The organism is Martinezella multihospitum (genome assembly GCF_900094585.1).
Lineage (GTDB): Bacteria > Pseudomonadota > Alphaproteobacteria > Rhizobiales > Rhizobiaceae > Rhizobium > Rhizobium multihospitium.
The window spans coordinates 1,373,696-1,387,340 of the sequence record NZ_FMAG01000001.1 but is presented as its reverse complement, the minus strand read 5'-3'; the positions used below and the strand labels follow the sequence as shown (position 1 = coordinate 1,387,340).

Genomic DNA, 13,645 nt, shown 5'->3' with positions numbered 1-13,645 from the left:
AGGAGAATTACCCATGGCAAGCATCGAGCAGATCGGCACCGCGCCGCCAGCTCCCCCCGCCAAGATCTTCATTCGTCGTCATTCGGCTCTCACGCGGATAACGCATTGGATCAATGTGCTGTGTCTGACCTTGCTGCTGATGAGCGGCATGCAGATCTTCAATGCCGATCCACAATTACATTGGGGAAATTACGGGGCGGTTGAAGATCCATCGTGGTTCGAAATCGCCAGCAATCAGGATGGCGACAACATCACCGGAATATTGCGCATCGGCAGCTTGTCGATCACCACAACCGGTGTCCTCGGTGCTTCCACGGTCGATGGCGAAATGACGCCGCGCGCATTCCCGGCCTGGGCGACGATACCGAGCTTCCAGGATCTTGCGGCCGGCCGACGTTGGCATTTCTTCTTTGCCTGGCTGTTCGTCGTCAATGGGCTCGTTTACATGGCCTACGGCCTGGTCGGTGGTCATTTCCGCCGCGATCTCGCGCCGACGGCTCAAGATATCGCGCCCAGAAATATATGGCATGAAATCAAGGACCACGCCCGGCTGCGCTTCCCGCAAGGCGAAAAGGCGCGGCGCTACAATGCGTTGCAGAAGCTGACCTATCTCGTCGTTATCTTCATCCTGCTGCCGCTGATGATCGGCTCGGGATTGACCATGTCGCCCGCGATAGACGCCGGCTATCCCTTCCTGCTCGATATTTTCGGTGGTCGCCAATCAGCCCGCTCCATTCATTTCATTACCGCCTGGAGCCTGGTGGCCTTCGTCGTCGTGCATATCGCGATGGTCATTCTCTCCGGCCTTTGGAACAACATGCGTTCGATGGTGACAGGCCGCTACGCGATTACCAACAAGGAGGCTGATCGATGAGCTCCATCTTCACCCGCCGGCGCTTTCTCATCGGCTCGGCCGCCAGTCTGGGCGCCGTAGGCCTGACCGGCTGCGATGACATTTCCCAGAACCAGCACGTGCAGAAGGTGCTCGCGTTGGCCGAGCGGCTGACCATGGGCACACAGCGGCTCATCGTGTCTCCGCAAACGCTTGCCCGAGAATATACCGATGCGGACATTTCACCGAGCTTCCACCCCAACGGATCAATTCAGCCCAACAGCGCCGAATACGTCCAGATGGTCGAAACCAAGTTCGCCGACTGGCGGCTCAAGATCGACGGTATGGTCAATCGGCCGATGGAATTTTCGTTGGCCGACCTGAAGAAGCTGCCTTCTCGCACCCAGATCACCCGCCACGACTGCGTCGAAGGCTGGAGCGCCATCGGTAAATGGCAGGGCGTTCCTCTCGGATTAATCCTGCAGACTGCCGGATTGAAGCCAGGCGCTCGCTACGCCGTCTTCTATTGTGCGGATGAACTGGAACAAACACTCGATGGCAGCGGCCGCTACTATGAAAGTATTGACCTGATCGACGCCTTTCATCCGCAGTCGATCCTCGCCTACTCACTCAACGGCAAGGATCTGGAAGTCGAACATGGCGCTCCCTTGCGCCTGCGCGTCGAGCGACATCTCGGCTACAAACACGCCAAATATGTCATGCGCATCGAAATCCGTGACCGATTCGATGATCTCTGGGGTGGTAACGGCGGGTTCTGGGAAGATCGTGGCTACGAATGGTATGCCGGTATCTGAGATGTCGTACCAGACGTCAATAATTGGGCGCAACGATCGTAGACGATATCAGTGGCATAGGCGCACCTCACGCACGCAATCTTTAGCCTCGCTTTTGAAAGAAGCTGAACCGCCGACGCCGTTATTACAAAATTCCCTTTGCAATATTTTCATTATGCAAGCTCAAGAACTTGAACTTGCTGGGACGACTGATTTGGGGCTGGCAGCAGTCATTCCGCTTTAGGGTGTGATGTGCAAGATAGCTGTCATCTAGGAGGACGGCGCTGGCTCCCCGAATCCATCAGCAATCTTTGCGCAAAGCGCTCGACTTCGCGTTTCCAATTACCGGAGCAGGGCCGGTGGGCGGCGCCCCTTTGCCACTATCAGCTTAGGAAATCCGATGAAACAGAAACCTCCGGCGGACGATCCCCGCCTCTAGCACGAGATATGGACGGGTCCTACTGCCGAAAGCGCGGATACAGTCACGGCATATATTACGTCGAGAACCACAACAGCCAATGCAGCTACGCCGAATTAGCTCGCGACTTCCAGATGGCCGCCGACCTAGTCATTGAAACCTATCAAAAGAGCGGGATGGGAGAATTGGACTGCTCCGCTGGCCCACCGAGTGCATCAGACGAGACGCTGGAACTCCGCCTGAAGGCATTGTTCGACATGGTCGGTCAAAAAGCGGGAAGCTAGGAACAAGGCTACTCCATTCCCATGACCTGAAGGCCATCTGGATACATAACAGGGATTGGCTCGACCAATCCGGTTACCGGTTTCGTGTGAACGCCCGCCTAAGTCAGACTGAGAGGCTGATCGAGGTGTTTCACGCTATCGATCTCTTCCGCTTTGGCATTTCCAACCAGATGGCATTCGGAAAGCAGAAGAGCTATGACAGGGTTGGTCTTAGAATGGAAATACTGGTGCCTGACTTCGCCGCTTCGCACGACTTCCTGCAACGCTGGGAGGCAGTACTTCTACGCGAAATCACGGCGATCGAAATGAATTGACATGAGGACCCATTCTTCGATGCCAACAACTTCCACAGGGTTCCGACCGGCACACTTTGACTTCAGTGACAGGGGTATTACTGTAGCCCTATGGAGCTGAACACCCGCGAAATCGCAGCGCTTATTCCAGGAGCATGGCTCAGGCGCGACACGCGCGAGACCGATCCTCACGAGACTGCTCCGCGAACTCACTGCCGGCGATGTTCTCATTGTCGTCCGACTCGATCGCCTCGCCTGATCGGTAAGCCATCTTCTACAGGTCATCGAGGACCTCGAAGAGCGTGGCGTTCATTTCCGGCAAGTGGCAACCATCATCCGTTCGCCACCTTCTGGACGAGGCGCATCGATTTGGTCTCATTCGTCGTTGAGGGCACGCAGCATCATGCGTCCGATTGCTCGGCGTCTTGCCTTCCCCGGTTTTGTCGGCAAGGTCGTCCAAACCTCACTCCGGACGATCTCCATCACATGTTCTGCTGAATATTTATCAACGACTAACGACTGGAGTGTATCGCTGGCGTGCTGCGCGGGCACCGTCCCGCCCTTTGTTCAGCTTTCGCCGGTAGGCCCGTCGAGCCGAACCTTCACGGCCTTCCAAGAGGGTGCCGGCAGATTTCTCTGACCGCAAATCCCCGTACATTCGGCCCTTTGCCCGCCACGATCAGTCCGCAGCCCTGCTGACCGACGAGGACGCAACCCTCAAACATCTGGTCAAGGAGAGCATGGGCGCAAATACGCTTCGGGCGCTCGCCTCCCATCTCGGCTATTTCGAAACCTGGTGCGAGCTCGCCACCGACGTTGCCCCGCCCCGCCCTGGCGGGCGCCGGAAAGGCAGCTCCTGAAATTCATCGCCCATCATCTCTGGGATCCGGTCGAACACGCAGGCGATCCCAGTCATGGCATGCCGGCGGACGTCGAGATGGAATTGCACGCCAAGGGCCTGCAGCGCGTCGATGCCCCGCATGCGCCCGACACGGCGCGCCGGCAGCTGCCGCAGGCGACGAAGTACAACAGCAACGCCGAGCGGAAGAACGGGCGGGCGGCTGGCTCGATTTATCGTGTGAGCCACGACATCCACAATGGCTGATACTTCTACACGCCGCCTATCGGCGCTGCTTCGCCTTGCGAACCAAGGCAGAATATGCCGTTCTGTGCCGCTCATTCTAAAGCACAGGAGGATAGTTGCGATGAAGGCGCAGATCGACGCGGTTGTCGAAAGGGCGATCATGGCCGGCAAGATCGTCGGCACTGTCGTGATCGTCGCTCAGGACGGAGAAACCATCTATAGTCGCGCTGCCGGTTATGCCGACCGCGAAATCGGAAAATCCACTGAAACGCGGACCATATTCCGGCTCGCTTCCGTGACGAAACCGCTCGTGGCAGCGACCGCTCTGGCCCTCATCGACAAAGGCAGGCTGGCGCTTGGCGACCTCGTGCGGGATTATCTTCCTTATTTCCGGCCCAGGCAGCCAGATGGAAAGATAGCCGATATCACTATCCGGCACCTGCTGACGCATACGGCAGGCCTCAGTTATGGTGCAGATTCCAAAACCACCCCATCGGAGCGGATGTTCAACGCCGGCCTTTCTGACACAGACCTCGATTTCGAGGAGAACTTCAGCCGGCTGTCGACCTTTCCGCTTCTGGCCGCGCCAGGCACGCTTTGGTCTTACTCGATCGCCATCGATGTTCTTGGAGCTGTTGTCGCCCAGATCGAGGCTTGCAGCCTGGATGAAGCGGTGCGTCGTCATTTAACGGGACCGCTAGGGATGAGCGACACCGGTTTCTCGGTCAGTGATCCGGGGCGGCTTGCGACACCCTATGCCGATGCCAGTCCGGCAGCAGTCAGAATGGGCGATCGCCATCTGGTTCCGGACAATGATGGCAATCTACTGACTTTTGCACCGTCACGATTGTTTAACCCCAAGGCTTTTCAGTCCGGCGGTGCTGGCATGGTGGGCACAGCGCCGGATTTCATTGCCTTTCTCGAAGCCGTTCGTCTCGGTGGCGCTCCCATCTTGAAGACCGCGACTGCAAGGGCCGCGCTTCTCAACCAGATAGGTGCCATCCCGCGCCCAGGCGAACCAGGACAAGGATTTTCCTTCTTGGGCGCGGTGATTCAGGACCCGATTTTGGCCGACGTTCCGATGTCGAAGGGATCAATCACGTGGGGCGGAGTTTATGGACACAATTGGTTCATCGATCCAATGGAAGGCATTTCCGCTGCGATCATGTCCAACACAGCGGTCGAAGGCTGCCTGGGAACCTATCCGCGAGATATCGCCCGGGCGATATACGGCACTTGATACTTGTTGCATGAAAGAGTGTAGCGGCTTTGCGAGAGCGCCAGCCACTATCCAGCGCACGGGATCTTTGATGATGCCCATAGGCGTTGAAGCATCATCAAGGTCTTGCGCCCGAAATTCAGCGGAGGCTCTTGCCTAGAGCTTGTCGAAAATCTCCGCTCCGGCTCTGATTTCATGGCTTGAATCAGCCAGATCGTCACCGAAGGGTTCACACTTGCCGCCAAGATGCATGGCGAAGAATGCTTCTGCCAAGGCTAGATAGGCGATCCTGTTGCCCGGCTTTGCAAAGCCGTGGCCCTCATCCGGATAAACGACGTAGGTCACAGGGATCCCCTTGGCTTGCATGGCTGCCACGATCGTATCGCTTTCAGCGATCTTGCAACGCACATCGTTCGCCCCATGGAAGATCAGCATCGGCTTTTTGATGCGGTCGACCTTATGGATGGGCGAACGCTCGGCCAATAGGGCCTGTCCATCCTCTGTCTTGGGATCACCATAGCTGCGATACATAAAATCGGCAAAACCCGCCCAATAAGGCGGTATCGATTCCAGCAATGTCAGCAAGTTGGTGATGCCGACAACAGGCACACTGCAGCAAAAGACATCTGGAGTGAATGTCGCGCCGACAAACGATGCGTAGCCGCCGTATGACGCGCCAAATATGGCAATCTTCGACTTGTCCGCTATGCCCTCGCGGACGGCCCAATCGACCATATTGATGAGATCGTCGTGCATTTTGGCTGCATGCTGCTTTTCGCTGGCGGCAATGAACGATTTTCCGAACCCCCGCGAGCCACGATAATTGACCGACAACACGGCATAGCCGCGATTGGCAAGCCATTGATGGTCGCCGCGATAGCCGTATATGTCGCGAGACCATGGTCCGCCATGCACGTCCAGCACCATTGGCAAGGGAACATCCGGCCGTTCGGTCCCGATATCGGCGGGCAGCGTCAGATAAGAGACTAGATCGAGACCGTCGCGCGACTTGGTTTCGACAGATCTCATCGGCGCCAGCCTATATGCATCGAGAGCAGGACGCGCCCGAAACAGTTCGGTGATTATTCCTTGGTCACGATCATACAAGAAGGTCGTTAGGGCCTGCTCAGCCTTATGCGCCTCGATAATCCACTTGCTGTTGTCATCCGATTGGCTGACGATATCGAATTCGAACCCCGGAACCGTGGCGTGAATAAGTTCAAAATCAGCCTCGACCTGAGGCGTGACATAAGCCCAATCCACACGCGCTCCACTGATATTCGCCGCCTCCAGATCGAATGTCATCGGATGAAGCAGGCAGCCTCCGACATCAAACCGCGGATGCTCGACCATGACAGTTTCCTCGCCGCTCTCCCAATCGCGCCAGGCAAAAACCGTCGTCTCCCGACCGATGCAGGTCCGCATCAACAAACGCCTGCTCTCGCCATCGAAGAGCGTTGGCCATGTGAGCCAACCGTCGACATGATCGAGATCCACCCAGGGAGTGACCTTGCCGCCGTCGATCCGCCACAGCTTCGCGCCGCCGTCTGGTGATGAAGATCGTGCGTGCCGCGGACGAAGCTGCCAATCAACGCCGATATACCCGAAATCCTGCGTGTTCAGCCAAAGCAGGTCGCGTTCGCCGGTCTCCGCATCAACGATATAAAGATCATGCCAGCGCGGATCGCGATCGTTGAGCCCGATAACGATTTTTCCAGGAACCTGCCTCGACCACATCTTTATCTCGGCATTGACACCCGTAATCGGGGTCAGGTCGCGAATTTCTTTCGTCCGAGGGTCAACAATAAATGCGTGGTTATTCTCATCCCCGTTCTCATCATTGACGAACATCACGAAACGGCCATCCGGCGTCCAATCCTGCCAGGTAATCGGCCGACCTCTTGTCCGTGTCAAAGGCTCCCCCGCTTGAGGCTCGCCCGTCGGGGCGATCCAGATGTTGAGCACGCCCTCAAACGGCGCAATCCAGGTGAGCCAGCGTCCATCGGGCGAGAGCCTGCCGCCAAAGGCGCTGGCGTTACCGAACAGCAGTTTGCGTGGGATAAGGGTTTGGGCGGTCAAGGGAGGCTCCGTGGTTTGGCTCAAAAGACTTAAACCTCGCGACGACCTTATCAGGCTTCGCAACGACTGCGAGTAACGATATCGTTTCCTGCCACTGGACCTGCAGTTGATTGCGCCAACGCAATGAACGATAACCAAGCCGCTTTGGCACGGACTAGCTTATCGGAATACGGAAGCAGACCTGGGTTTTGGCACACGCCTGAATTTGTTCCGCTCTACTCAACCGTTCGCATTGGGTGAGAGGTACCGATATATCCAGCAGTTCCTTCGTGCAACACGACGTAAAGCTCATCGTAGACCAAATTGACTCATGATTGCCTGTACCTTCTGCGTCTGGAAAAACGCATGCCGTCGCGCCGGCAGGTCTTGAATACTCAACTTCGGCATGATCAACATCATCGTGGCAGTAGCGCATTGAGCAGGTGGCGCACATGGGCTTGTTCAGCAAAGTCAAACGAACTGAGATCGCGAATCCGGTGAGCGGCTGGCTGAACGTAGTGGCGTGCTCGCCGCTGCCCGACATCGCCGGCGAAGTGACGCTCTTTCCGAAATGCGACATTGACGGCGTGATCATCGCCGAGCGCGTGGCGCCGACCGCGGTCCATTTCACCAGCCGCGATGTGCCGAAGCTGAAATGGCCTCATCCAGGCATGATGCTTCCGGTCGTCGTGGATCTTGCCGACCCCAGTCATTACAGGATCGAATGGGAAAAAGTTCCGACAGGGCAGCAGGCGGCTGAAAAACTCGCCGCAGGATTGCGCACCCGGAAACAGGACGAGCAGCGGATCGACGAGACTGACCATCCGGCCTTTCCTCGCGTTTGGCGCGAGGCGCCGGATGGGATGACGTCGGCGGAGCTGCTCAATGGTCTCACTGCACAGCAAACCGAACTCGCGCTTGCCGGCGCAGGTGCTGCGGTCGGGCTTGAACCCGCTATTGCAAAAGTATTGACCGCCGCCGAAGTGACGCCAAGCAGCGCGCCGGGCGGGACATGGGACATCACTGTCCGGGTGGCTCACCCGAATGGCGGCCCGGATTGGGATGCAGTCACGCGTATGTCATTCAGCAGTCCCGAACGCCGCCTCAAGCGCACCACAGCGGGAATCATGCTGCCAGTCCTGGTCGATCCCGACAATCGCGGACGAATTATCGTAGACGTATCCCGTCTTTCCTAAGGCCCGTCTTTCCCAAGGGATGTGTCCGAGCTGCGCTTCTTATAATTGACAGGCTGTCCCTTCATCACACTCAAGGCGGCGGCGCGATGGAAGCGCGAAGGATCAGCTGGCATTCCATCTTCAGCCTCACTGGCGGCTTCTTCGGCTGCATCACCTTTTCCAAAAGCTCGGTAACTGCCCAACGGCCCATATCCTCGTGCGGCAGCTTCAATGTTGTGAGCGGCGGCAGGATTTTTCGGGCAAGACTTTCATCGTCGAAACCGATGACGGAAATGTCGTCGGGAATCCTCAACCCACGCATCCTGATCGCATCATAAGCGCCCATCGCAACCCGGTCGGAAAAGCAGAAAACCGCCGTCGGCGGCAACGGCAGATCGAGGAGCTGCAGCATCTTTTCCCGCCCAAGATCGAGCGACCAGGCTTCCGAAAGGATGAGTTCCGGATCGACGGCGATATCGTAGGTCGTCAGCGCCTGGCGATAGCCGCTCAGACGATCGCGCGCAGCTTCAAGCCGCTGCCTGCCGGCATCGATCATGGCGATGCGGCGATGGCCGGCCTTGATCAAGACTTCCGTTGCCGCATAACCGCCGGCATGATCGCCCGGAATGATCGAAGAGAACTCGGCCCGTTGCTGGTGGCAATTCAGAAGGACTGCCGGATAGTTGCCAAGTTTGGAGGGCAGCACTGGCGCCAGCTGGGTGATGAGCGTGGCATAGATCACACCGACGATCTGGCGTCGTCCGAGATAATCGAGAATGGATTCGGCGAATTCGACCTGTCCGCCGGTCACGACGGTGAGCGCCGCCAGGCCCTGCTCTTCCGCCGCACTTCGAACGCCTTCTATCAGTGGCGCAGCATGCTGCGAGGCCATGAGATCGTCGATCAGGAGAACGATGATCCCGCTGATCGGGTCATTGGCTGGCACGGTCTTCTGGTAACCAAGTTCCTCGGCGACAGCGAGCACGCGCTCGCGCACTTTCTCTGAAACCCTCTTGCCGGGCGCCTCGTTCAGCACCAGTGAAACCGTCGCATGCGAAACGCCGACCTGCGAGGCGATATCGGACATGGTCGGTCGTTTCGTCGTCTTGTCGTTCACTCAGTTTCTTTCTCGGACTCAAGGGCAGTCTGCACGCACGTTAGAAAATCTGACGGACGATGTGAAGCTGCGGCCCTTGCGGAAGTTAAGTTTATAAGTTACGAAACTTATCTGTAACTTATTTTGTGACTTAATCCAACCGGAAAGCTCGCGGCTATGACCATCGCCTCCCGCCGTCTCGCCGATACTCATTCCGGGCCGCGAGCACGCCTGTCTCTCGACGGAACCTGGGATTTTCAGCTGGAAGGGCAGACGCGGACGACGATTGCCGTGCCCGCGCCCTGGCAGGCTCATTTTCCGGATCTACGGGCTGCGGCTGGCGTCGCAACCTATTCCCGCGCCATCACCGTGCCGCAGGAGTGGCTTGGCCGTCAGGTCATCGTGCATTTCGGTGCCGTGAACTATTTCGCCGAAGTCGCGGTCAACGGCCACGCTCTCGGTTCTCATGAAGGTGGCTATCTGCCCTTCGAATTCGTCATTCCCGCTAGTCTACTTACCGGCGAGTCGCGTCTGGATGTGAAGGTTACGCTGCCGAGCGCCGATGTCCGGGCCTTCCCGGATTTCCCGTTCGACGAGATCCCGCACGGCAAGCAGAGCTGGTACGGAATGCTGGGCGGCATCTGGCAATCGGTCTGGCTGGAATGCCGCTGCGAGGCGCATATCACCCACCAGGCCATTCGCGCCGATCTCGCAACGGGCGATGTCGCTATCGATGTCGAGCTGGCAGCGGCTTTTACCGGCGCCTTGAAGATCACGCTTCTGGATCGCAACGGTGCGGTCGCGGCTTCGAGCGAACTTGCGCTCAACGACAAGGCTCGGGGTTCGGCTCTACTCAAAGTCGCCAATGTCGAAACATGGTCGCTCGACGATCCCGCGCTCTATCGGGCCGTTGTCGAGCTATCCGAGGGCGGCAACGTTATCGATGCCGCCGAGCAGAATTTCGGTTTTCGCACCTTCGAGGCAAGGGATGGAAGGTTCTTTCTGAACGGGCAGCCCTTCTACATGCGCGGTGCACTGGATCAGGATTATTATCCTGAGGGCATCTATACGCCGCCTTCGCTGGAGTTCCTGGAGGACCAGGCGCGCAAGTCGAAGGAGCTCGGCCTCAACCTCCTGCGCTGCCATATCAAGGTTCCCGATCCGCGCTATTACGATGTGGCGGACCGGTTCGGCCTGCTGGTCTGGACGGAAATCCCGAACATTCAGACCTTCACCGAGAAGTCGGCGAAGCGCCTGCTCGATACGATGGAAGGAATCCTGCGCCGCGACGGCAACCACCCTTCCATCGTAATCTGGACCATCATCAACGAGGATTGGGGAACGCGCCTCGTCGAAAGCGCCGATCAGCGAGCCTGGTTGGAAGGCGCCTATCATTGGCTGAAGAAGCAGGACCCGACACGGCTGGTCGTCGACAATTCCGCCTGTATTCCGAACTTCCATGTCATCTCCGACATAGACGACTATCACTATTACGCCTCGGTTCCGGAAATGGCACGCGAATGGAGCGGCTGGGTATCGGCTTTCGCAGGGAGGCCTGAGTGGTCCTACTCACCGAACGGCGATGCGAAGCGGCGCGGCGACGAGCCGCTCGTCGTCTCCGAGTTCGGCGTCTGGGGTCTGCCGCATCCCGAAAAGCTCAAAAAGGATGGCAAGGAACCATTCTGGTTCATCAATGGCCTGGAGTGGGACAGCGACGGCGCGACCTATCCGCATGGCGTCGAACAGCGCTTCCGCACCTATCAGTTCGATAAGGTCTTTCCATCCTTCGGCTCCTTCATCGAGGACACGCAGTGGCATCAGTTCAATGCGCTCAAATTCGAAATCGAAGAGATGCGCCGCCATGCCTCAATCCAGGGCTATGTCATCACCGAGCTGACTGACTTGCACTGGGAAGCCAATGGCCTGATGGACATGCAGCGCAATACACGCGCCTATCACAATCGCTTCCACGAGATTAACACCGATGTCGTCATCATCCCGCGCATGCAGCATTACGCTGTGTGGGCAGGCGATACCGCCGACGTAGAGCTCGAAATCTCGACCGGCGGCAAGGCGCTCCCCGTAGCCGAACTGAGCTGGAGCATCGATGGGACGGACGCCGGAAAGATGACGATCCCGGCTGTGAACGCGACATCGGTACATCATCTGCCGACGCTTTCTCTGCCCTTTCCAGCGGCCATGGCTGGCAGACAGATCAGCATCCTGTTTACGATCAGCGCCGGCGGCAGGGAGATTGCGCGCAACAGCCTCGAGGTCAGCATCTATCACCGCCGCTCCAAGCCGGCTCTTTCCGTCTTCTCGGCCGAGCCTGAGATCGGGCAATATCTGACTGCGCTTGGCTATGCTGTTGTCGAGGCCGGCAAGGCGGATGTACGGGTTGCATCCTCCCTCAGCCAGGCCGATATCGACGCCATGGAGCACGGCGCCCATTATGTGTCGCTCGCCGATGTGGCACCGCTGCCGTTCGGCAATCTGCGCAACGATCAGCCGAACTGGAATTACCCGACCGGGGGCGATCGCGGGCAATCCATGCCGCAGATGCGCGTCACCGAACGCAACGGCACCATCTGGAAAGGCAATTGGGTCACCGGCTTCAGCTGGGTGAAGCGTTCGGGAAAATTCGGGCGTATGCCAGGCGGCCCGCTGACCGATCTCTCCTTCATCGGCGTCAATCCGAACCGCGTCATCACCGGCTTTCGGCCGATCCATTTCGATGGCCTGGTGCATGCAGGCACTATGGTGGGCTGGATCCACAAACCATGTGCAACCATTGCCGAGAGGAAGGTTGGCGCCGGCCGTATCGTCGCCACGACCTTCGGCCTGATGCGCGAAGCGGCCGGTGTCGATCCGGTGGCGGCAACCTTGCTTGATTGCATCATCGAAACGGCTGCCGGATAGGTGGCCAAAAGATCGAACCGCCGCATATGACCGGGAGGAAGTTGAGGCGGTCCAGACAGATGCAAGGGATATCACGCGGCTCGTTAGCCGCTGCGCAAGGCATAAGGGCCACCCGCAAAGAGCGGCCCGGGAGGAAACCAGAACAGCCTGGAGGAGAGAGAATGCGTAACCTGTTGAGAACATCGATTGCGGCGTTAGCCCTCATGACTGCCTTTCCGGCATTCGCAGTCGAAAATGTCGTCTGGTGGGACTTTCTGTCCGGAGGCGACGGCGTGCGAATGAAGGCGCTGATCCAGCGCTTCAACGAGGAGCACAAGGACAAGATCCAGATTACGGGCACGACGCTCGAATGGGGTATCCCGTACTACACCAAACTGCAGACATCCGCCGCCGTCGGCCAGGGGCCTGATATCGCCACATACCACTTGTCACGTCTGGCAGCCGCAGTTGCGGCCAAGACGGTCTCGCCGATCGATCCGAAGGAGCTCGACGCGGTCGGGCTGAAGGACAGCGACTACCCGCCGAACGCAATCGCCGCCTCGACGGTCGACAATCTGCGCTACGCCGTCCCCTTCGACGTCCATGGTGAAGTGCTCTACTACAACAAGACTGTACTGAAGGAGCTGGGCGCGCTGGACAAGGATGGCAAGCCGACCGGCATCGACACGCTGGAAGGCTGGCGCGCGGTTCTGGCCAAGGCCAAGGAAGCCGGCAAGAACGGCGTCGTCATCTCTTCGTCCAACGGCGATCTGCGCGATATCTACACCCTGTTCGGCCAGCAAGGCGGCCAACTGACCGCCGATGGCAAGTTCCTGCAGGGCGACAATTTCGACAAGATGGAAAAAGCCTACAATGAAGTCGCCGACTGGGTGAAGCAAGGCTGGGCACAGCCCTATATCGACACCGAGACCATCACCCCTACTTTTCTCGCCGGACAATCCGCGTTCTTCCTGAACGGCAATTGGGAACTGCCGACCATGGAAACCGAAGTCGCCAAGGGCAACGGTTTCGATTACGGCATGGTCAACATCCCGGCCTGGATGGGCAAGCCCGCCAACTGGTCGGACTCGCACTCCTTCGTGATCCCCAACAATGTCGGTGTCACCATGACCCCGGAAAAACGCGCCGCGGTTCTCGAAGTCATCCGATGGATGAACGTGAACTCGCTGGAATGGGCTGCGGCCGGCCACATTCCGGCCTATCTGCCGGTCAGCACCTCCGCCGCCTACAAGGCGCTCAAGCCACAGGCGGATTACGCCGCCATGGCACTCAACGCCTTCTACATGCCGAAGACGCCATTGACGGGTGCGGCTTCGAAATTCGACGACGACTGGCAGAACATGGCGTCCGGGCCGCTCAACGGCGACGGCGATGTGAAGGAAACGCTCGAGAAGTTTCGCGATCACATGAACTCTCAGTGACGTTTTCTTCCACAGCCCCGGGACCCCTCCCAGCCCCGGGGCTGCATTAGAG

Annotated in this window: 9 protein-coding genes and 2 pseudogenes; 9 read left to right on the top strand and 2 right to left on the bottom strand. The window is 58.3% G+C overall.

All coding sequences use genetic code 11. The features are described from left to right. Nucleotides 1-13 precede the first annotated feature (13 nt). The 6 genes and pseudogenes from GA0061103_RS06380 (at nucleotide 14) to GA0061103_RS06350 (ending at nucleotide 4,945) form a co-directional block, all read left to right on the top strand. Nucleotides 14-874, top strand: a complete 861-nt coding sequence (locus GA0061103_RS06380; protein WP_092708183.1) for a cytochrome b/b6 domain-containing protein — start codon at nucleotides 14-16, stop codon at nucleotides 872-874. Beyond that, nucleotides 871-1,647 carry a molybdopterin-dependent oxidoreductase gene (locus GA0061103_RS06375; RefSeq protein WP_092708181.1) on the top strand — a complete coding sequence of 259 codons (777 nt, stop codon included), beginning with the start codon at nucleotides 871-873 and terminating at the stop codon, nucleotides 1,645-1,647. Before GA0061103_RS06380 ends, GA0061103_RS06375 begins: the two co-directional genes overlap by 4 nt. An 806-nt stretch (nucleotides 1,648-2,453) precedes the next feature. Beyond that, nucleotides 2,454-2,642 (top strand): hypothetical protein, encoded by a 189-nt coding sequence (locus GA0061103_RS06365; protein WP_141694420.1) that lies wholly within the window; start codon nucleotides 2,454-2,456, stop codon nucleotides 2,640-2,642. 106 nt (nucleotides 2,643-2,748) lie between these two features. Continuing rightward, a pseudogene (locus tag GA0061103_RS06360) lies at nucleotides 2,749-2,976 on the top strand (recombinase family protein); the annotation flags it as partial. Nucleotides 2,977-3,241: 265 nt separating this feature from the next. After that, nucleotides 3,242-3,630: pseudogene (locus GA0061103_RS06355) on the top strand (hypothetical protein); the annotation flags it as partial. A gap of 235 nt (nucleotides 3,631-3,865) precedes the next feature. Next, entirely contained in the window at nucleotides 3,866-4,945 is a 1,080-nt protein-coding gene (locus GA0061103_RS06350) for a serine hydrolase domain-containing protein (protein WP_245304681.1), read from the top strand. Between the two features lie 135 nt (nucleotides 4,946-5,080). Here GA0061103_RS06350 and GA0061103_RS06345 read toward each other — a convergent pair whose 3' ends face one another. Continuing rightward, on the bottom strand, nucleotides 5,081-7,141 hold the full coding sequence (locus GA0061103_RS06345; protein WP_245304680.1) for a S9 family peptidase: 2,061 nt from the start codon (nucleotides 7,139-7,141) through the stop codon (nucleotides 5,081-5,083). 293 nt (nucleotides 7,142-7,434) lie between these two features. Between GA0061103_RS06345 and GA0061103_RS06340 the strand changes: the two genes are divergently transcribed. Then, nucleotides 7,435-8,178 (top strand): hypothetical protein, encoded by a 744-nt coding sequence (locus GA0061103_RS06340; protein ID WP_245304679.1) that lies wholly within the window; start codon nucleotides 7,435-7,437, stop codon nucleotides 8,176-8,178. Between the two features lie 70 nt (nucleotides 8,179-8,248). Here GA0061103_RS06340 and GA0061103_RS06335 read toward each other — a convergent pair whose 3' ends face one another. Continuing rightward, nucleotides 8,249-9,274: a LacI family DNA-binding transcriptional regulator gene (locus GA0061103_RS06335; protein WP_245304678.1), complete on the bottom strand. Its 1,026-nt coding sequence runs from the start codon at nucleotides 9,272-9,274 to the stop codon at nucleotides 8,249-8,251. A gap of 156 nt (nucleotides 9,275-9,430) precedes the next feature. Between GA0061103_RS06335 and GA0061103_RS06330 the strand changes: the two genes are divergently transcribed. Continuing rightward, complete coding sequence (locus GA0061103_RS06330) at nucleotides 9,431-12,172, top strand: glycoside hydrolase family 2 protein (protein WP_092708163.1); 2,742 nt, start codon at nucleotides 9,431-9,433, stop codon at nucleotides 12,170-12,172. A 161-nt stretch (nucleotides 12,173-12,333) separates the two neighbouring features. Next, nucleotides 12,334-13,593 (top strand): extracellular solute-binding protein, encoded by a 1,260-nt coding sequence (locus tag GA0061103_RS06325; RefSeq protein WP_092708160.1) that lies wholly within the window; start codon nucleotides 12,334-12,336, stop codon nucleotides 13,591-13,593. Nucleotides 13,594-13,645: the final 52 nt, after the last annotated feature.